Source organism: Secundilactobacillus silagei JCM 19001, assembly GCF_002217945.1.
Classification (GTDB): Bacteria; Bacillota; Bacilli; order Lactobacillales; family Lactobacillaceae; genus Secundilactobacillus; species Secundilactobacillus silagei.
Map to the genome: position 1 here is coordinate 302,394 of NZ_BCMG01000001.1, position 18,357 is coordinate 320,750.

The window sequence follows — 18,357 nt, forward strand, 5'->3', positions numbered from 1 at the left end:
GGAGTTACAGATTTAACATGGCTAATACACGAGCTTTTCCACTAGAAAAGACCCGTAATATCGGGATCATGGCGCATATCGATGCTGGTAAGACAACTACCACTGAACGGATCCTGTACTATACTGGTAAAATTCATAAGATTGGTGAAACCCATGATGGTGCTTCACAAATGGACTGGATGGCACAAGAACAAGAACGTGGGATCACGATCACTTCTGCAGCCACTACTGCTGAATGGAAGGGTCACCGGATCAACATTATCGATACCCCAGGACACGTGGACTTCACCGTTGAAGTTGAACGTTCACTGCGTGTGCTTGATGGTGCGATTGCGGTCTTGGATGCCCAAGCCGGTGTTGAACCCCAAACTGAAACGGTTTGGCGTCAAGCTTCCGACTATGATGTTCCCCGTATCGTGTTCGTTAACAAGATGGATAAGATCGGTGCTGACTTTGACTATTCAGTACAAACCATCAAGGACCGTCTGCAAGCCAACGCTTTAGCTGTTCAGATGCCAATTGGTGCTGAAGACAAGTTCGAAGGTGTTATCGACTTACTTGATATGAAAGCCGACATCTACGACGAAGATAAGCTTGGTTCAGAATGGGATACTGTTGACATTCCTGACGATTACAAGGAAGAAGCTAAAAAGCGTCGTGAAGCGATGATCGAAGAAATCGCTGACGTTGATGACGACATCATGGAAAAGTACCTTGATGGTAAGGACATTCCAGTTGCCGAATTAAAGGCTGCTATCCGTAAAGCAACCTTGAACCTTGAAATCTTCCCAGTACTTGCTGGTTCAGCTTTCAAGAACAAGGGTGTTCAAATGCTGATGGATGCCACAGTTGACTACTTACCTTCACCATTGGACGTTAAGCCTTACAACGCGACTGACCCTGATACTGGTGAAAAAGTTGAACTGACAGCTAACGATGACGCTAACTTTGCTGCTTTGGCATTTAAGATCGCCACTGACCCATTCGTTGGTCGTTTGACCTACATCCGGGTTTACTCAGGTACCTTGGAATCAGGTTCATACGTTTTGAACGCTACCAAGGACAAGCGTGAACGTGTTGGTCGTTTGCTGCAAATGCATTCTAATCACCGTCAAGAAATCCCAGAAGTCTTCTCTGGTGATATCGCTGCCGCTATTGGTTTGAAGAACACCACTACTGGTGATTCTTTGACCGATGTTGATCACCCATTACACTTGGAATCAATGGACTTCCCTGATCCAGTTATTCAGGTTGCCGTTGAACCTAAGACTAAGGCTGACCAAGATAAGATGAACAACGCCTTACAAAAGCTTTCTGAAGAAGATCCTACTTTCAAGGCTGAAACTAACCCTGAAACTGGTGAAACTTTGATTGCTGGGATGGGTGAACTTCACTTGGATATTATCATCGATCGTATGAAACGTGAATTCAAGGTTGAAGCTACCGTTGGTGCACCTCAAGTTTCTTATCGTGAAGCCTTCACTAAGCAAACTTCTGCACAAGGTAAGTTCGTTCGTCAGTCTGGTGGTAAAGGTCAATATGGTGATGTTTGGGTTGAATTCACCCCTAATGAAGAAGGTAAAGGATTCGAATTCGAAGATGCCATTGTTGGTGGTGTTGTTCCTCGTGAATACATCCCATCAGTTGAACAAGGGATCAAGGAATCAATGGCTAACGGTGTCCTTGCCGGCTACCCATTAATTGACTTGAAGGCCAAGTTATACGATGGTAGTTACCATGAAGTCGATTCTAGTGAAGCTGCCTTTAAGGTTGCCGCTTCAATGGCTTTACGTAACGCTGCTAAGACGGCTGACCCAGTTATCTTGGAACCAATCATGAAGGTTGAAATTGTTGTCCCTGAAGAATACATGGGTGACATCATGGGCCAAGTTACTGCACGTCGTGGTCGTGTTGACGGTATGGAAGCACGTGGGAACGCACAATTGATTCATTCATTTGTCCCATTGGCTGAAATGTTCGGTTACGCTACTACTCTTCGTTCTGCATCACAAGGTCGTGGTACCTTTACAATGACCTTTGATCACTACGAAGCCGTACCTAAGTCAATTCAAGCTGATATTATCAAGAAGAACGGCGGCACTCCTGCTGCTGAATAATTTCTTCGAAAAAGACGTTGCATTTTTGCAGCGTCTTTTTTAGTACATATACAATAGAAGAAACGTAAAATTAAATTTTTATGAATTATCTGGACGATTATTTCGACCCATTAAGGGGTCAATTTAAAAAACATCCCAATAATCCTTGTCAAACCGGTATTTATTTAGTATTATATATAGGTGCTGTATTTCGAGGGCATAACTATGCTCCGGAATCGCATAGCAAAGCGATGATGTGAAAGGTTGCGGCACACCCGGCCGCTTTGCCACGGGGTGTGACGGTAATTTTCACGGAGTTAGTCTTATTTTTAAAATAGACGTAAGGAGGGAATCCAATGGCAAAACAAAAAATTCGTATCCGTTTGAAGGCTTACGAACACCGCATTCTTGACCAATCTGCAGAAAAGATTGTTGAAACTGCAAAGCGTACAGGTGCAGAAATTTCTGGTCCTATTCCATTACCAACAGACCGGACAGTTTATACGGTGCTTCGTTCACCACATAAGTTTAAGAAGTCGCGTGAACAATTTGAAATGCGCACTCACAAACGGTTAATCGATATTGTTAACCCAACACCAAAGACGGTCGACTCATTAATGAAGTTAGACTTGCCTTCAGGTGTGGATATCGAAATCAAATTATAATTTAGCTTCAGACAGTTTTAGGACAAAAAATTACATTATATCGGAGGTGTACTCATGACCACTAAAGGAATCTTAGGCAAAAAAGTAGGGATGACGCAAGTCTTCACTGATAATGGCGAATTGATCCCAGTTACTGTTGTTGAAACTACTCCTAACGTTGTGTTACAAGTTAAGACAGTTGAAAACGACGGTTACAACGCGATCCAATTAGGCTACGAAGACAAACGCGATGTTTTAAGCAACAAACCCGAAAAAGGTCATGTAGCAAAAGCAAACACGACTCCTAAGCGCTTCGTTCATGAAATCAAGGATGTTGAGCTGGGAGATTACAAGGTAGCAGACGAAGTTAAGGCAGACATCTTTGATGCCGGCGACTATGTTGATGTCACTGGTACAACAAAGGGTCATGGTTACCAAGGTAACGTACACAAGGATGGACAATCTCGTGGACCAGAAACCCACGGTTCTCGTTATCACCGTCGTCCAGGTTCTCTGGGTTCAATTATCAACCGGGTCTTCAAGGGTATGAAATTACCTGGCCGGATGGGTAATAACACTCGGACTATCCAAAACTTAAAGGTCGTTCGTGCCGATGTTGACAACAACGTTTTGTTGATCAGCGGTAACGTACCTGGTGCTAACAAATCATTCATCGAAATCAAGAGTGCCGTTCGCGCACCTAAGAAATAAGAAAGGAGGAAACGTAAATGACTAGTGTTACATTATTTAAGCAAGACGGTAGCCAAAATGGTGACGTCACATTAAACGATGCTATCTTTGGTATCGAACCAAACGAAAACGTCGTGTTTGATACTGTTTTGATGCAACGTGCTTCACAACGCCAAGGAACTCATGCGGTTAAGAACCGTAGTGCAGTTCGTGGTGGTGGTAAGAAGCCTTGGCGTCAAAAGGGTACAGGCCGTGCCCGTGCCGGTTCGACTCGCTCACCTATTTGGGTAGGCGGTGGAACTATCTTTGGCCCAACACCTCGTTCATACGCTTACCATCTTCCAAAGAAGGTTACGCGTTTGGCATTGAAGTCAGTGCTTTCACAGAAGGTTGCTGACGGTTCTTTAGTTGTTGTTGACGCATTTAACTTCGACCAACCAAAGACCAAGGATTTTGCGAAATCATTATCTAGTTTAAACGTTTCAACAAAGACTTTAGTGGTTCTTGAGGAAGATAACAAGAATGCAGAAATGGCTGCTCGTAACTTGGCAAATGTTCAAGTAATCGACGCCAAAGGAATTAACGTCTTGGATGTCATCAACAATGACAAACTTGTGTTAACTCAAGCTGCTCTTTCTCAGATCGAGGAGGTGCTCGCATAATGGAAGCACGCGAAATTATTTTACGCCCAGTCATTACTGAAGCATCTACTGCTTTGTTTGACGACAAGCGTTATACATTCGACGTGGACGTTCGTGCCACGAAGACTCAAGTTAAAAATGCTGTTCAAGAAATCTTTGACGTAAAAGTTGTTAAAGTTAACATCATGAACGTCAAGGGTAAGTTAAAGCGTCAGGGCCGTTACGAAGGCTACACTAAGAAGCGTCGTAAGGCTGTTGTCACTTTATCAGCAGATTCAAAAGAAATTAAGTTATTTGGCGAAGAATAACAAATAATAATATAGGAGGGAATCAACGTGGCGATTAAAGTATACAAACCAACCAGCAATGGTCGGCGTAATATGACCAGCCTTGACTACAGTGAAGTTATCACTAAGTCAAAGCCTGAAAAGTCATTACTAGAATCAAAAAGTCACACTGCCGGCCGTAACAACCGCGGTAAGAAGACGGTTCGTCACCGTGGCGGCGGTAACAAGACTCAATACCGGATCATCGACTTTAAGCGTACAAAAGACAACGTTACTGCTACGGTTAAGGGCATCGAATACGATCCTAACCGGACTGCTAACATTGCACTGTTAGTTTACACTGACGGTACTAAAGCTTATATCCTAGCACCTAAAGGCCTCAAGGTTGGCGATCAAGTTCAATCAGGTCCCGATGCAGATATCAAGGTCGGTAACGCATTACCATTGGAAGACATCCCTGTTGGTACTAACATTCATAACATTGAATTGAAGCCTGGTAAGGGTGGTCAATTAGTTCGTTCAGCTGGTGCTGGCGCACAATTGCTTGGTAAAGACGGTAAGTACGCAATGGTCCGTTTAGCTTCTGGCGAAGTTCGGATGGTCTTAGCTGGCAACCGTGCCACAATTGGTATCGTTGGTAACGAAGAACACGAATTGATCAACGTTGGTAAAGCCGGACGTAACCGTTGGGTCGGCAAGCGGCCACAATCTCGTGGTTCTGTAATGAACCCTAACGATCACCCTCATGGTGGTGGTGAAGGTAAAGCACCAATTGGTCGTCCGTCACCATTATCACCATGGGGCAAGAAGACTATTGGTAAGAAGACTCGTTCTACCAAAGCACGTTCCAACAAGTTTATTGTTCGTCGTAAGAACAAGAAGTAATAAGCTTGCTGCATAAGCAATCTCACTCGTAAGGAGGGTAATCTAATGAGTCGTAGTTTAAAAAAGGGACCATTCGCTGATGCACATCTTCTGAAAAAGATTGATGCCCAAAAGGATCAAGATAAGAAGAGTGTTATCAAGACTTGGTCACGTCGTTCAACGATTTTCCCTAGCTTTATTGGCTACACAATCGCTGTTTACGATGGCCGTAAGAACGTTCCAGTATATATTCAAGAAGACATGGTTGGTCACAAGTTAGGTGAATTTGTACCTACTCGTACTTTCCGTGGTCATGCTGGTACCGATAAGAAGACTGCTGTTGCTGCACCGGCTGCATCGGCTGCACCAACTGCAAAATAATAAGGAGGATTAGCTAATGGCTGAACAAGTTACATCAGCAAAGGCAACTGCGAAAACAGTTCGAGTTGCCTCACGTAAGGTCCGCCTTGTCATTGATCTTATCAGAGGCAAAAGCGTGGCTGAAGCGATTGCTATCTTGAAGTTCACCCCTCGTGGTGCTTCACCAATCGTTGAAAAAGTGTTAATGTCAGCAGTTGCAAATGCTGAAAACAATTTTGACTTGGACCGTGCTGATTTGGTTGTCAGCGAAGCCTTTGTCGACGAAGGACCAACCCTTAAGCGGTTCCGTCCCCGTGCCAAAGGTTCTGCTTCACCAATCAATAAGCGTACAAGTCACATCACTGTAGTCGTATCTGAAAAATAGGAGGGATAACGCGTGGGTCAAAAGATTAATCCAACCGGATTGCGTGTCGGCATTATTCGCGACTGGGAAGCAAAGTGGTATGCTGAAAAAGACTTTGCTGCCTACTTAGGCGAAGACCTCAAAATCCGCAAATATATCGAAAAGCGCCTTGCTGATGCCTCAGTATCAACAGTCGAAATTGAACGTGCCGCTAACCGCGTCAACATTTCAATTCACACTGCTAAGCCTGGTATGGTTATTGGTAAGGGTGGGTCAGAAGTTGAAAATCTCCGTAAGGAATTGAACAACTTAACTGGCAAACGAGTACACATCAACATCATCGAAATCAAGAAACCTGATTTAGATGCTAAATTAGTTGGTGAAAACATTGCACGTCAACTTGAAGGCCGTGTTGCCTTCCGTCGTGCTATGCGTCAATCAATGCAACGGACTATGCGTTCTGGTGCCAAGGGTATTAAGACCCAAGTTGCCGGTCGTTTAAACGGTGCTGATATGTCTCGTGTTGAATCTTACTCAGATGGAACCGTTCCTCTGCATACATTACGTGCAGACATCGATTACGCTTGGGTTGAAGCACACACAACTTATGGATCATTAGGTGTTAAGACTTGGATCTACCGTGGCGAAATTTTGCCTGACAAGCCTGACGCTAATAAAAATAACGAGCAAGGAGGGAAATAGCATGCTAGTACCAAAGCGAGTAAAGCACCGTCGTGAACATCGTGGTAAGTTACGTGGCACTGCCAAAGGTGGCAAGTCAGTTGCTTTCGGTGATTACGGTTTACAAGCATTAGATTCCAGCTGGATCTCAAACCGTCAGATTGAAGCAGCCCGTGTTGCCATGACACGTTACATGAAGCGTGGCGGTAAAGTTTGGATCAAGATTTTCCCTCACAAATCCTACACTGAAAAAGGTGTTGGTGTTCGTATGGGTAATGGTAAAGGTGCCCCAGCAGGATGGGTTGCACCAGTTAAACGTGAAAAGGTAATGTTCGAAGTCGGTGGCGTTTCAAAGGAAACTGCATATGAAGCATTACGCTTAGCAGCTATGAAATTGCCAGTTCGCACGAAGGTTATCCCTCGCGAGGAAGTAGGTGGCGAATCAAATGAAGGCTAAAGATATTAAAGAATTAACCACTGCTGAAATGCTTGAAAAAGAAAAGAGCTACAAAGACGAACTGTTCAACCTTCGTTTCCAATTGGCTACTGGTCAACTTGAAAACACTGCACGTTTGAAGCAGGTTCGTAAAGACATTGCACGGATCAAAACTGTGCTTCGTCAACAAGAGTTAAACAAGTAAAGAATACGATAAAGGAGGAATAATTAATGGCTGAAGAACGTAACGCTCGTAAGACATACCGTGGCCGCGTCGTTTCTGACAAAATGGAAAAGACGATTACGGTAGCCGTTGAAACTACCAAAATGCATCCAGTATATGGTAAGCGGATCAAGTACACTAAGAAGTACAAAGTTCGTGATGAAAACAACGAAGCCAAAATGGGCGACTATGTTGAAATCATGGAAACACGTCCGTTATCAAAGACTGTTCGTTTCCGACTTCTTAAAGTTGTTGAAAAGTCAGTTACAATCTAGTTTCGACATTTATCGTATTCTGTTTTACTTAGAAGTGAAAGGAGGACACTAACGTGATCCAACAAGAATCTCGTTTAAAAGTCGCTGATAACTCTGGTGCCCGGGAAATTTTAACTATTAAAGTTCTGGGTGGTTCAAAGCGGCGTTATGCAAGCATTGGTGACGTTATCGTTGCAACTGTTAAGCAAGCAACACCAGGTGGCGTTGTCAAAAAGGGTGACGTCGTCAAAGCAGTTGTCGTACGTACGACTTCTCGTGTACGTCGTGCCGATGGCTCATACATCAAATTTGATGAAAATGCTGCGGTATTAATCCGTGATGACAAGAGTCCACAAGGTACTCGTATTTTCGGACCAGTTGCGCGTGAATTGCGTGACAACGATTATATGAAGATTGTCTCTCTTGCACCAGAAGTGCTCTAATCGTTCGAAATTAAGGAGGTGCCAAACAGGATGTTCATTAAAACTGGTGATAAAGTTCGCGTGATCAGCGGTAAAGATAAGGGTAAAGAAGGAACTGTTACTAAGACCCTTAACGATAAGAACCGTGTCATCGTCGAAGGTGTCAACATGATCAAGAAGCATCAAAAAGCTTCTCAAAGCAATCCTCAAGGTGGCATCATTGATACTGAAGCACCAATTCAAGTATCTAACGTGATGTTCCTTGACCCTTCTACCAACGAACCAACCCGTGTTGGTTTCCGCGTAGAAGATGGCAAGAAGGTTCGTTTCGCTAAAAAAAGCGGCGAAACCATCGACAAGTAATCAAGGAAGGAGGACAAATTAACTAATGGCTAATCGTTTAGAAGAAAAGTACAACAAAGAAATCGTTCCATCAATGATTGAAAAGTTCAACTACTCTTCAATCATGCAAGCACCTAAGTTGGACAAGATCGTCTTAAACATGGGTGTTGGTGATGCAACTACAAACGCTAAAAACTTGGATGAAGCAGTTGAAGAACTTGGCTTGATTGCAGGTCAAAAGCCTTTGATTACTAAAGCTAAGAAGTCAATCGCCGGTTTCCGTTTACGTGAAGGTAACGCTATCGGTGCTAAGGTTACATTACGTGGCGAACGGATGTATGATTTCTTGGACAAGTTAGTTAACGTTTCATTACCACGTGTTCGTGACTTCCATGGTATTAGTTCTCGCGCCTTTGATGGTCGTGGTAACTATACGCTCGGTGTTCGTGAACAATTGATTTTCCCAGAAATCGATTATGATAAAGTTAACCGTGTTCGTGGTCTTGACATTGTTGTTGTCACGACTGCAAATACAGATGAAGAATCACGCGAGTTGTTAACGCAGCTTGGCATGCCATTTACTAAGTAAGGAGGGTATTATTGTGGCTAAAAAATCATTAATTGTTAAGAGTCAGCGTCCAGCTAAGTACTCGACACAAGCTTATACACGTTGCGAACGTTGTGGCCGTCCACATTCAGTTTATCGCAAATTCCACTTATGCCGACTTTGCTTACGGGAACTTGCCCACAAGGGTCAAATTCCTGGCATGAGAAAATCTAGCTGGTAAGATTTCATTACAAAGGAGGATAAACGTTAATGTCAATGACTGACCCAATTGCAGACTTCTTAACTCGGATCCGTAATGCCAACATGGTATATCACGAATCATTGGAAGTACCTGCATCAAAAATGAAGCGCGACATTGCTGAAATTTTGAAGCGTGAAGGTTTTGTACGCGACGTCGAATACATCGATGATAACAAACAAGGTATCATCCGTGTATTTCTTAAGTACGGTCGCGACAAACAACGCGTTATTTCAGGTTTAAAGCGTATTTCAAAGCCAGGTTTACGTACCTACGTTAAATCTGATGCTGTTCCTAAGGTCCTTAATGGTTTAGGAATTGCAATCATTTCAACATCTGATGGTGTTATTACTGATAAAGAAGCACGCGCAAAGAAAATCGGTGGCGAAGTACTCGCCTACGTTTGGTAATATTTAAAAAAGCAGGGAGGTGTCTACTCAATGAGTCGTATTGGTTATAAGACTGTTACTGTTCCAGATGGTGTTGACGTTAAACGCGATGGTAATGATGTTACTGTAAAGGGCCCTAAAGGTACTATTACTCGGACATTCTCACCAATCATCACCATGAAAGTTGCTGATGGCGAAGTTAACTTCGACCGTCCAGACAACAACAACAAGACCCGTGCCTTACACGGAACCACTCGTGCCAACTTCAACAACATGATTGAAGGGGTTACTAAGGGTTTCGCTAAGACTTTGAAGCTTGTCGGTGTTGGTTATCGTGCCCAATTAAAGGGTAAGTTGATCTTGAGTGTTGGTTATTCCAACCCTGTTGAAATCGAAGTTCCTTCAACTTTAAAGGTTGAAGTTCCCGACAACAACACGATCAACATTAGCGGTATTAGCAAGCAAGAAGTCGGTGACTTCGCTGCTGAGATCCGTGCCGTTCGTTCACCAGAACCTTACAAAGGTAAGGGTATTCGTTACGAAAACGAACACATTACCCTTAAAGAAGGTAAAACTGGTAAATAATGCTGCATAAGCATTCCACAAATAATTTAAAGAGGTGACTATTTTGATTTCGAAACCAGATAAGAACAAGACACGTCAAAAGCGTCATATGCGTGTCCGGAACAAGATTTCTGGTACTGCAGAGCGCCCACGCTTAAATGTTTTCCGTTCAAACAAGAACATCTACGCTCAAGTAATTGATGACGTAGCGGGTGTGACGCTGGTCAGTGCCTCGACTTTAGATAGTGAAGTAGCTGCAGGTAACAAGACTGAACAAGCAAAAGCAGTTGGTAAGCTTGTTGCAGAACGTGCTGTTGCTAAAAAAGTTTCCCAAGTTGTTTTCGATCGTGGCGGTTACTTATACCACGGACGTGTTGAAGCATTAGCTGAAGCAGCTCGTGAAAACGGCTTACAATTCTAAAAAAGGAGGAATAACCACTAATGGCAAAGTTTATTGATCCTGAAAAGTTGGATCTTGAAGACAACGTTGTATCGATCAACCGAATTACTAAGGTTGTAAAAGGTGGACGTCGTCTGCGTTTCGCTGCTCTTGTTGTCGTCGGTGATCACAACGGTCACGTTGGCTTTGGTACTGGTAAAGCACAAGAAGTTCCAGAAGCTATTCGTAAGGCTGTTGAAGCTGCCCGCAAGAACTTAATCCAAGTCCCAATCGTTGGCACTACCATTCCGCATGAAGTCATCGGAGAATATGATGGTGGCCGGATTCTTTTGAAGCCCGCTGCTGAAGGTTCTGGGGTTACTGCTGGTGGCGCTGTCCGTGCCGTCATGGAATTGGCCGGCGTTGCTGACGTTACAAGTAAGCGACTTGGCTCTGATACACCAATCAACGCCATTCGTGCTACGTTTGAAGGTTTGAAACAACTCAAGCGTGCTGAAGAAGTTGCTGATTTACGTGGTGTTTCAGTTCAACACTTAGCTGAATAGGAGGATCTCAACATGGCTGATTTAAAAGTTACTTTGATTCACAGTGTCGCACACCGTCTTCCTAAACAACGTAAGATCGTTGAAGCTCTTGGCTTAAAGAAGGTAAATAGCTCTGTTGTTCGTCCGGACAACGCAGCTACTCGTGGTGCATTGTTCCAAATCGCCCACTTGATCAAAGTAGAAGAAGTAAAGTAAATTAATTAATAAGGAGGTGCCTTCATTCATGAAGTTGAACGAATTACAACCGTCTGAAGGATCACGTTTTACGCGTGCGCGTAAGGGACGTGGCCGTTCTGCTGGTAACGGTAAGACATCGGGTCGTGGCCAAAAGGGTCAAAAGGCTCGTGGCAATACCCGTCTTGGTTTCGAAGGTGGCCAAATGCCACTGTATCGTCGTATTCCAAAGCGTGGATTTACTAACATGAGCCGTAAGGAATATGCTTTAGTAAACCTTTCAACGCTTAATGACCGTTTCGAAGATGGTGCAGAAGTTACTCCTGCAGCATTAGTTGAAGCCGGCATTGTTAAAAACGCAAAAGACGGTATCAAAGTATTAGGTAACGGAGAAATCTCAAAGAAGCTTACGGTTAAAGCACACAAGTTCTCTGCAAGTGCTAGTGCCGCAATTGAAGCTGCAGGCGGTAAAACTGAGGTGATTTAATGCTTTCAACCATGAAAAACGCGTTTAAGGTTAAAGACATTCGGAATAAGATTCTCTTTACACTGATGGTTTTGGTTGTCTTTCGCCTTGGCTCCTACATTACCGTGCCAGGAGTTAACGCAAAGGCATTACAAAGCGTTGCGTCTTCAGGATTGGTTAGCATTTTAAACATGTTCAGTGGCGGTGGTTTAACCAACTATTCGATCTTTGCGATGGGGGTTTCACCGTACATTACCGCACAAATTGTGATCCAACTTCTACAAATGGACATCGTGCCTCGTTATGTAGAATGGAGTAAGCAAGGTGAAGTTGGTCGACGTAAGTTGAACCAACACACGCGTTATTTAACGATTATCCTAGCGTTTGTGCAATCAATTGGGATTACTGCTGGATTTAACACCTTAAGTAGTTTGAATTTGGTGCAAAACCCTGGAGTTAAAACGTATGCGATGATTGGTTTGATCTTGACCGGTGGAACGATGTTAACCACTTGGATGGGTGATATGATTACTGACCATGGCCTGGGAAATGGTGTTTCAATGATTATCTTTGCGGGTATCATTGCCAGAATGCCTACCGGTGCCTATCAGCTATATCAGACTTACTTGCAGAATTTAAGCGCATCAGATTGGTGGAAGGGTGCTTTAATTGTTTTGGTCGTTGTGATTGCTGTTCTAATCATCGTTACTTTTGTAACCTGGGTTCAACAAGCTGATCGTAAAATTCCAATTCAATATACCCGTCGTGTTTCTGGTGATCCAGATAGCAGTTACCTGCCTTTGAAGGTCAACGTGGCTGGTGTTATTCCGGTTATTTTCGCAAGTTCGTTTATTGCAACGCCACAAACGGTTTTGATGGCGTTTGCCAATAACCATTCCGAAGATACCTGGTATCAAGTATTGACCAATGTTTTTAATATGCAGACGACGAGCGGAGCAATCTTATATACGATTTTGATTATTCTGTTCACGTTCTTCTATGCATTCGTTCAGGTTAACCCTGAAAAATTATCCGAGAACTTACAGAAGCAAGGGAGTTATATTCCTGGTGTCTGGCCCGGTCATGAAACTCAAGTTTACGTGTCAAACTTATTGATGCGTTTGAGTACTGTCGGGGCACTGTTCTTGGGGTTGGTTTCTTTGATTCCACTAGTTGCTCAAAACGTTTGGAATCTGAATGAATCGATTGGACTTGGCGGTACCAGCCTACTTATCGTAGTCGGTGTTGCGATTCAAACGATTCAACAGGTCGAAGGGCTTATGATGAAACGGACTTACGTTGGTTTCATCCAAGATCCCCGTCCAGCTGAATGAGACGAGTAATGGTGTGATGACCTGGTTCAGCACACCATCTTGTCATTAAAGAGAACTGCTAGGAGGAAACAAACATGTCAATGAATTTAATTTTAATGGGTTTGCCTGGCGCAGGTAAGGGAACTCAAGCTCAAAAGATTGTCGAAGACTTTGATATTCAGCATATTTCAACCGGTGACATTTTCCGTGAAGCCATGAAAAATGAAACTGAGATGGGACTTGCTGCTAAGAAGTTTATTGATAAGGGCGAATTGGTTCCAGATGAAGTGACTAACGGGATCGTTAAAGAACGTTTAGCTCAAGACGATGTCGCTAAGGGCTACATGTTAGATGGTTATCCCAGAACAATTGACCAAGCTGAAGCACTTGATCAATTTGGATCTGAACTTGGACGTAACGTGGATGCAGTTATCAACATTCACGTTGAGCCTAATGTTTTGATTGAACGACTATCTGGCCGTTACATTTGCCGGACATGCGGTGCAACTTATCACAAGGTTTACAATCCAACTAAGGTTCCAGGTACTTGTGATGTTTGCGGCGGTCATGACTTCTATCAACGAGAAGATGATAAGCCTGAAACTGTGAAGAATCGTTTGGATGTGAACATGAAGATGAACACACCATTGGTAGATTTCTATCAAAAGAAGAACGTCCTTCACACCGTTGATGGTGATCGTGATATCCAAGATGTCTACAAAGACATTAAAGCGATTCTTAGTCAACTTGCCTAAATGCCCTCAGTATAGAAGTTCTTGCTTCAAAAGTTATGGTGTGGTAAACTAACTCAGGTTAGCCTCATTTTAAATTGGGGCAGTCCGGGTACTATTAATCATAGTCATAAATCACTCAAGGGGGTACATTCGTGGCAAAAGACGTCATCGAAGTTGAAGGTAAAGTTACCGAAACACTGCCAAACGCAATGTTTCGAGTTAAACTTGAAAATGATCATGAAATTTTAGCACACGTTTCTGGTAAGATTCGGATGCATTACATCCGGATTCTTCCTGGGGACCGTGTTACTGTTGAAATGTCACCGTATGATTTGACCAAGGGCCGAATCACTTATCGGTTTAAGTAAATTGGCTTTTTGGTTTGCATTAGGACTATAGGAGGTTTTGATTCTCATGAAAGTACGTCCATCTGTAAAGAAAATGTGCGATCATTGTAAGATTATCAAGCGTAAGGGTCGAGTAATGGTTATTTGCTCAGCTAACCCTAAGCACAAACAACGTCAAGGTAAATAATTCATAATAATATAGGAGGTGCAACTTAATGGCTCGTATTGCTGGAGTTGACTTGCCACGTGACAAGCGAATCGTCATTGGCTTAACTTACATTTTCGGAATTGGTAACACCACTGCTGAAAAGATCATCAAGGAGACCGGTGTATCACCAGACGTTCGCGTCCGTGACCTGGCCCCTGAAGACGAAGATAAAATTCGTGCAGCTGTTGACAGCTACCAAGTTGAAGGTGACTTACGTCGTGAAGTTAGCTTAAACATCAAGCGTCTGCAAGAAATCGGTTCATACCGTGGTATGCGTCACCGTCGTGGTTTGCCCGTTCGTGGCCAACACACGAAGAACAACGCCCGTACTCGTAAAGGTAAAAAGACTTCGATTGCAGGTAGAAAGAAATAATTATCTAAAAGGAGGTTTAGACATTTTATGGCAACTAGAAAAACTTCGCGCAAACGCCGCGTAAAGAAGAATATCGAGTCTGGTGTTGCTCACATCCATTCAACATTTAACAACACTCTGGTCATGATTACTGACATGCAAGGTAACGCAATTGCTTGGTCATCTGCTGGTTCATTAGGTTTTAAGGGTAGTCGTAAGTCAACACCATTTGCTGCACAAATGGCTGCTGAAGCTGCTGCTAAAAACTCAATGGAACATGGTATGAAGACTGTTGAAGTTGCTGTTAAGGGTCCAGGTTCAGGTCGTGAAGCCGCTATCCGTGCTTTACAATCAACTGGTCTTGAAGTAACTGCCATTCGGGACGTAACTCCAGTTCCTCATAATGGTTCTCGTCCTCCGAAGCGCCGTCGAGTATAGTGTATCCCGTTTTAGTGGGCATACGACTACATGATGGGACTTATTTATATGGCTCAACGCGTTTTGAAAGGGGTAAAAGATAAGAATGATCGAATTCGAAAAGCCTAACATTCACAAAATTGAAGAAAGCGACGATTACGGCAAATTTGTCGTTGAACCTCTCGAACGTGGTTATGGAACTACGTTAGGGAATTCTTTGAGACGAATTCTGCTTTCATCGCTGCCTGGTGCTGCTGTCACAAGTATTCAGATTGATGGCGTTTTACACGAATTTTCTACTATTGAAGGTGTCGTGGAAGATGTTACTCAGATTATTCTGAACGTTAAAAAGATTTCGCTTAAGCTTGAAGGACCCGACGATGAAATCGAATCAATGGAAATTGACGTTAAGGGACCTGCTCAAGTTACAGCTGGTGACATTGCTGCTGACAGTGATGTCACAGTTCTCAATCCTGATCTTTATATTGCGACTGTCGCTGAAGGGGCAACCTTCCACATGCGAATGACTGCAAATAAAGGTCGCGGCTACGTTTCAGCTGACCGAAACAAGGCTAAGGAAGATATGCCAATTGGCGTTTTGCCTATTGACTCTATTTATACCCCAATCGAACGTGTTAACTATCAGGTTGAAAACACGCGGGTTGGTCAGAGAACTGACTATGATAAGTTAACAATGGATGTTTGGACTGATAGTTCAATCACTCCTAGTGAATCGATCAGTTTAGCTGCCAAGATTTTGACTGAACACTTAGCCATGTTTGTTGACTTAACTGACGAAGCTAAGAATGCTGAGATCATGGTTGAAAAAGAAGAGACCCACAAGGAAAAGATGCTTGAAATGACGATTGAGGAGCTTGACTTATCAGTTCGTTCATACAACTGTCTTAAACGTGCGGGGATCAACACTGTTCAAGAGCTGACCAACAAGACTGAAGCCGACATGATGAAGGTCCGTAACTTAGGCCGGAAGTCATTGGAAGAAGTCAAGGCAAAGCTCAACGACCTCGGGTTATCACTTCGTAAAGAAGATTAGTATAAATATAAAAAGGAGGGTATCCAGTAATGAGTTACCGTAAATTGCAACGAACAAGTTCACAACGTCGCGCGTTACTTCGGGATCTTACCACTGAATTATTAATTCATGGCCAAATTAAGACCACTGAAGCCCGTGCAAAAGAAGTACGTTCAACTACTGACAAAATGATCAGCTTAGGTAAGCATGGTGACTTGAACGCTCGTCGTCAAGCCGCTAAATTCCTTCGCGATGTAGTTGCCGATGTTAAAGAAGATGGCGACAACGTCCAAATCTCAACAGCATTGCAAAAGCTATTCAGCGAAGTTGCACCTAAGTATGCTGACCGTAATGGTGGTTATACTCGTATTTTGAAGACCATGCCTCGTCGTGGTGACGGCGCACAAATGGTCATCTTACAACTTGTTGACTAATTAAGTTTTAAAAGCAGTAATCGTGATCAGCTCTATTGCTGATTGCAATAGAATCACACTGAATTTATGGTATAAAGCGCTATGATGATGATGAATTCGAGTCTAGCTTGAATGCGGTTTGTCCGTGCGCCATTTATTCGGAGTGATTTTTTTGTGTCCTTTTTTAGGCATTGAAAAGGCGCTGATTGGGGTAGCTTACCCAGATCAGCGTCTTTTTGAATTTGTTTATTGATGATAGATCGAACGTGGCGTGCCGTAACGAGAGCGACTCCACGTTTTTTGCAGCCAGGGCACGAACCAATAGTCTAAGCCGACACTTCTGCCTGAACCGTTTAAGAGGGCAAATGCCGCGAATAAAATCCAAACGGCCGGCCAGGTATGCACAAAAATGAGGAACCCTAAGATCACGAGAAAGCTGGCACACCAGGTTGCTAAACCAATGAAGATCAGCACACCCAGAATTAATTCAATCGTTCCCAGCGTTGGCGACATTGCTGATAACCAGCCAGCCGTTCCCGAAAGGTTGCTGCGGCCGTCTAAAAATAGGGCCAGGCCGAAGAATAGTCGTAAGGGTAACGTCCACAGCACGTTGGCATTACGGGCGGTGTCGTCGCCGAAGACGGTTCGGCCATTCTGGACACGGAAGAATTCGTCCATGGCATATTTCCACATGGCATAACCGGAGCGAATTTTCCAGAAGTACATATAGTTGGTGAAGTGTTTCATCACCGTTGCGACCCAGCCACGAATCCGGCGGTCATTGAAGACTTGGGCAATGCCGTAGTGGGCACCGAAGGAAACGGTAAAGCCTTTGTTTTTGTCCGTAAAGGCCTGGTAATTCGTAGTGCCGTTAATGTCTTCAGCCATGTTATGGGCAGTGATGACAGCCTCATTTTCGGCCTCCTGAGCCGTTTGAGGGACGGCTCGTTCAGCGCCTTCTTCAGTTGCGTTGGCATTATCGCCAGCAACGTAAATACTTTGATCCTCGACCCCCTTAGCTTGCAGATACTGATTAGTGATTAAACGTCCGCCACGGCCAGCTTCGATGCCGAACTCATCAGCAATATGGTTGGTTTTCACACCAGCGGTCCAAATTAAAGTTTGGGTGGCAATCGGGTCGTGATCCTTGATCTCAACTGAATCGGGATTCACTTTGGTAATTGAAGATGCCGTGTGAATTTCAATTCCGTTGCGCTTGAAGTATTTTTCAGCGTGGCCAGCGTTAGTCCGGTCAAGCATTTTAATGATGACGGGAGCGGCTTCGACTAAAATAAACTTAATTTCGGTTTCAGCGATCCGGTGGCGTTTGGCTAAGACCTTTTTGTAGTCGATCAATTCACCGATGGTTTCGGCACCGGTGAAACCGGAACCGCAGATGACGATGGTGAGCATTGCCTGCCGTTTTTTGGGATCTGGTTCGGCAGCTCCTTGACGAATAATGTCATCCAGGTGGGTTCGCAGCCGAATGGCATCTTCCATGGACCAGAGGGTGTAGCCGTTCTCCTTGACCCCTGGCGTGCCAAAGTCATTGGGTTCGCCACCCATACTGATCAGCAGACTATCAAAGGGATACTGACTTCTTTTCCCGACAACTGTTTTATTTTCCTTATCCACTTGAGTCACGGTATCAGTGACCAGTCTGACGTTTTTGGCATGGTTGAATAAATGCTGTAGATCATATTGAATGGCGTCAGGCGCGACCCGTTCCGTGGCAACTTCGTGAAGCTGAGTTAAGTAGGTGAAATATGAGTGACGGTCGATCAAAGTAATTGTAATATCAGAGTTGGCTTTGAATCGCTTAGCGAGTTTCTTAGTCGCTAGAATTCCAGCGAAGCCCGCACCCACGACAACAATGTTCTTTGCCATCGCTA

General features: G+C 43.8%; 31 protein-coding genes. 30 read left to right on the forward strand and 1 reads right to left on the reverse strand.

The features are described from left to right. Nucleotides 1-17 precede the first annotated feature (17 nt). From fusA to rplQ, 30 genes are all read left to right on the forward strand, one after another. Entirely contained in the window at nucleotides 18-2,117 is a 2,100-nt protein-coding gene (gene fusA / locus CES79_RS01430) for an elongation factor G (RefSeq protein ID WP_054653923.1), read from the forward strand. A 335-nt stretch (nucleotides 2,118-2,452) separates the two neighbouring features. Continuing rightward, entirely contained in the window at nucleotides 2,453-2,761 is a 309-nt protein-coding gene (gene rpsJ / locus CES79_RS01435; protein ID WP_089088837.1) for a 30S ribosomal protein S10, read from the forward strand. Between the two features lie 54 nt (nucleotides 2,762-2,815). Beyond that, nucleotides 2,816-3,451: a 50S ribosomal protein L3 gene (gene rplC / locus CES79_RS01440; protein WP_089136095.1), complete on the forward strand. Its 636-nt coding sequence runs from the start codon at nucleotides 2,816-2,818 to the stop codon at nucleotides 3,449-3,451. A 17-nt stretch (nucleotides 3,452-3,468) separates the two neighbouring features. Then, nucleotides 3,469-4,092, forward strand: coding sequence for a 50S ribosomal protein L4 (rplD, locus tag CES79_RS01445; RefSeq protein ID WP_054653929.1), 624 nt, complete (start codon nucleotides 3,469-3,471; stop codon nucleotides 4,090-4,092). Beyond that, complete coding sequence (rplW, locus tag CES79_RS01450; RefSeq protein WP_089136096.1) at nucleotides 4,092-4,379, forward strand: 50S ribosomal protein L23; 288 nt, start codon at nucleotides 4,092-4,094, stop codon at nucleotides 4,377-4,379. Before rplD ends, rplW begins: the two co-directional genes overlap by 1 nt. A 27-nt stretch (nucleotides 4,380-4,406) precedes the next feature. After that, entirely contained in the window at nucleotides 4,407-5,243 is an 837-nt protein-coding gene (gene rplB / locus CES79_RS01455; protein ID WP_054653931.1) for a 50S ribosomal protein L2, read from the forward strand. Nucleotides 5,244-5,288: 45 nt separating this feature from the next. Continuing rightward, the gene (gene rpsS / locus CES79_RS01460; RefSeq protein ID WP_089136097.1) at nucleotides 5,289-5,603 is read left to right on the forward strand and encodes a 30S ribosomal protein S19; all 315 of its coding nucleotides are present in this window, start codon (nucleotides 5,289-5,291) and stop codon (nucleotides 5,601-5,603) included. Between the two features lie 16 nt (nucleotides 5,604-5,619). After that, nucleotides 5,620-5,967, forward strand: a complete 348-nt coding sequence (rplV, locus tag CES79_RS01465) for a 50S ribosomal protein L22 (RefSeq protein ID WP_054653935.1) — start codon at nucleotides 5,620-5,622, stop codon at nucleotides 5,965-5,967. Between the two features lie 12 nt (nucleotides 5,968-5,979). Next, nucleotides 5,980-6,648 carry a 30S ribosomal protein S3 gene (gene rpsC / locus CES79_RS01470; protein WP_054653937.1) on the forward strand — a complete coding sequence of 223 codons (669 nt, stop codon included), beginning with the start codon at nucleotides 5,980-5,982 and terminating at the stop codon, nucleotides 6,646-6,648. A gap of 1 nt (nucleotide 6,649) precedes the next feature. Next, the gene (gene rplP, locus CES79_RS01475) at nucleotides 6,650-7,084 is read left to right on the forward strand and encodes a 50S ribosomal protein L16 (RefSeq protein WP_054653939.1); all 435 of its coding nucleotides are present in this window, start codon (nucleotides 6,650-6,652) and stop codon (nucleotides 7,082-7,084) included. Then, the gene (gene rpmC, locus CES79_RS01480) at nucleotides 7,074-7,268 is read left to right on the forward strand and encodes a 50S ribosomal protein L29 (RefSeq protein WP_054653941.1); all 195 of its coding nucleotides are present in this window, start codon (nucleotides 7,074-7,076) and stop codon (nucleotides 7,266-7,268) included. Before rplP ends, rpmC begins: the two co-directional genes overlap by 11 nt. Before the next feature lie 26 nt (nucleotides 7,269-7,294). Beyond that, on the forward strand, nucleotides 7,295-7,561 hold the full coding sequence (gene rpsQ, locus CES79_RS01485) for a 30S ribosomal protein S17 (RefSeq protein ID WP_054653943.1): 267 nt from the start codon (nucleotides 7,295-7,297) through the stop codon (nucleotides 7,559-7,561). Nucleotides 7,562-7,614: 53 nt separating this feature from the next. Further along, nucleotides 7,615-7,983 (forward strand): 50S ribosomal protein L14, encoded by a 369-nt coding sequence (rplN, locus tag CES79_RS01490; protein WP_054653945.1) that lies wholly within the window; start codon nucleotides 7,615-7,617, stop codon nucleotides 7,981-7,983. A gap of 30 nt (nucleotides 7,984-8,013) precedes the next feature. Further along, on the forward strand, nucleotides 8,014-8,325 hold the full coding sequence (gene rplX / locus CES79_RS01495) for a 50S ribosomal protein L24 (protein ID WP_089136098.1): 312 nt from the start codon (nucleotides 8,014-8,016) through the stop codon (nucleotides 8,323-8,325). Nucleotides 8,326-8,350: 25 nt separating this feature from the next. After that, nucleotides 8,351-8,893 carry a 50S ribosomal protein L5 gene (gene rplE / locus CES79_RS01500; RefSeq protein WP_054653949.1) on the forward strand — a complete coding sequence of 181 codons (543 nt, stop codon included), beginning with the start codon at nucleotides 8,351-8,353 and terminating at the stop codon, nucleotides 8,891-8,893. Between the two features lie 13 nt (nucleotides 8,894-8,906). Continuing rightward, nucleotides 8,907-9,092: a type Z 30S ribosomal protein S14 gene (locus CES79_RS01505; protein ID WP_089088826.1), complete on the forward strand. Its 186-nt coding sequence runs from the start codon at nucleotides 8,907-8,909 to the stop codon at nucleotides 9,090-9,092. A gap of 29 nt (nucleotides 9,093-9,121) precedes the next feature. Beyond that, nucleotides 9,122-9,520 carry a 30S ribosomal protein S8 gene (gene rpsH / locus CES79_RS01510; RefSeq protein WP_089136099.1) on the forward strand — a complete coding sequence of 133 codons (399 nt, stop codon included), beginning with the start codon at nucleotides 9,122-9,124 and terminating at the stop codon, nucleotides 9,518-9,520. Nucleotides 9,521-9,550: 30 nt separating this feature from the next. After that, nucleotides 9,551-10,084 carry a 50S ribosomal protein L6 gene (gene rplF / locus CES79_RS01515; protein ID WP_054653953.1) on the forward strand — a complete coding sequence of 178 codons (534 nt, stop codon included), beginning with the start codon at nucleotides 9,551-9,553 and terminating at the stop codon, nucleotides 10,082-10,084. Nucleotides 10,085-10,118: 34 nt separating this feature from the next. Continuing rightward, complete coding sequence (rplR, locus tag CES79_RS01520) at nucleotides 10,119-10,484, forward strand: 50S ribosomal protein L18 (RefSeq protein WP_054653955.1); 366 nt, start codon at nucleotides 10,119-10,121, stop codon at nucleotides 10,482-10,484. A 20-nt stretch (nucleotides 10,485-10,504) separates the two neighbouring features. After that, nucleotides 10,505-11,008 (forward strand): 30S ribosomal protein S5, encoded by a 504-nt coding sequence (rpsE, locus tag CES79_RS01525; RefSeq protein ID WP_054653957.1) that lies wholly within the window; start codon nucleotides 10,505-10,507, stop codon nucleotides 11,006-11,008. 12 nt (nucleotides 11,009-11,020) lie between these two features. Continuing rightward, on the forward strand, nucleotides 11,021-11,203 hold the full coding sequence (gene rpmD / locus CES79_RS01530; protein WP_054653959.1) for a 50S ribosomal protein L30: 183 nt from the start codon (nucleotides 11,021-11,023) through the stop codon (nucleotides 11,201-11,203). A 28-nt stretch (nucleotides 11,204-11,231) separates the two neighbouring features. Next, the gene (gene rplO, locus CES79_RS01535; RefSeq protein ID WP_054653961.1) at nucleotides 11,232-11,669 is read left to right on the forward strand and encodes a 50S ribosomal protein L15; all 438 of its coding nucleotides are present in this window, start codon (nucleotides 11,232-11,234) and stop codon (nucleotides 11,667-11,669) included. After that, nucleotides 11,669-12,982 carry a preprotein translocase subunit SecY gene (secY, locus tag CES79_RS01540; RefSeq protein ID WP_089136100.1) on the forward strand — a complete coding sequence of 438 codons (1,314 nt, stop codon included), beginning with the start codon at nucleotides 11,669-11,671 and terminating at the stop codon, nucleotides 12,980-12,982. The genes rplO and secY overlap by 1 nt, the downstream gene beginning before the upstream one ends. Before the next feature lie 74 nt (nucleotides 12,983-13,056). Continuing rightward, nucleotides 13,057-13,716 carry an adenylate kinase gene (locus CES79_RS01545; protein WP_054653963.1) on the forward strand — a complete coding sequence of 220 codons (660 nt, stop codon included), beginning with the start codon at nucleotides 13,057-13,059 and terminating at the stop codon, nucleotides 13,714-13,716. A 131-nt stretch (nucleotides 13,717-13,847) separates the two neighbouring features. Further along, nucleotides 13,848-14,063, forward strand: coding sequence for a translation initiation factor IF-1 (gene infA, locus CES79_RS01550; protein WP_054653964.1), 216 nt, complete (start codon nucleotides 13,848-13,850; stop codon nucleotides 14,061-14,063). Between the two features lie 46 nt (nucleotides 14,064-14,109). After that, a complete protein-coding gene (gene rpmJ, locus CES79_RS01555) occupies nucleotides 14,110-14,229 on the forward strand; it encodes a 50S ribosomal protein L36 (protein ID WP_089088817.1) in 120 nt (39 codons plus the stop codon). 28 nt (nucleotides 14,230-14,257) lie between these two features. Further along, nucleotides 14,258-14,623 carry a 30S ribosomal protein S13 gene (rpsM, locus tag CES79_RS01560; protein WP_054653966.1) on the forward strand — a complete coding sequence of 122 codons (366 nt, stop codon included), beginning with the start codon at nucleotides 14,258-14,260 and terminating at the stop codon, nucleotides 14,621-14,623. Between the two features lie 27 nt (nucleotides 14,624-14,650). Continuing rightward, nucleotides 14,651-15,040, forward strand: coding sequence for a 30S ribosomal protein S11 (rpsK, locus tag CES79_RS01565; protein ID WP_054653968.1), 390 nt, complete (start codon nucleotides 14,651-14,653; stop codon nucleotides 15,038-15,040). Between the two features lie 85 nt (nucleotides 15,041-15,125). Beyond that, nucleotides 15,126-16,073, forward strand: a complete 948-nt coding sequence (locus tag CES79_RS01570; RefSeq protein ID WP_054653970.1) for a DNA-directed RNA polymerase subunit alpha — start codon at nucleotides 15,126-15,128, stop codon at nucleotides 16,071-16,073. 29 nt (nucleotides 16,074-16,102) lie between these two features. Then, entirely contained in the window at nucleotides 16,103-16,486 is a 384-nt protein-coding gene (gene rplQ / locus CES79_RS01575) for a 50S ribosomal protein L17 (RefSeq protein ID WP_054653972.1), read from the forward strand. Nucleotides 16,487-16,711: 225 nt separating this feature from the next. Here the strand turns inward: rplQ and CES79_RS01580 are convergent, their stop codons facing one another. After that, entirely contained in the window at nucleotides 16,712-18,352 is a 1,641-nt protein-coding gene (locus CES79_RS01580; RefSeq protein ID WP_089136101.1) for an FAD-dependent oxidoreductase, read from the reverse strand. Between the last annotated feature and the right edge of the window lie 5 nt (nucleotides 18,353-18,357).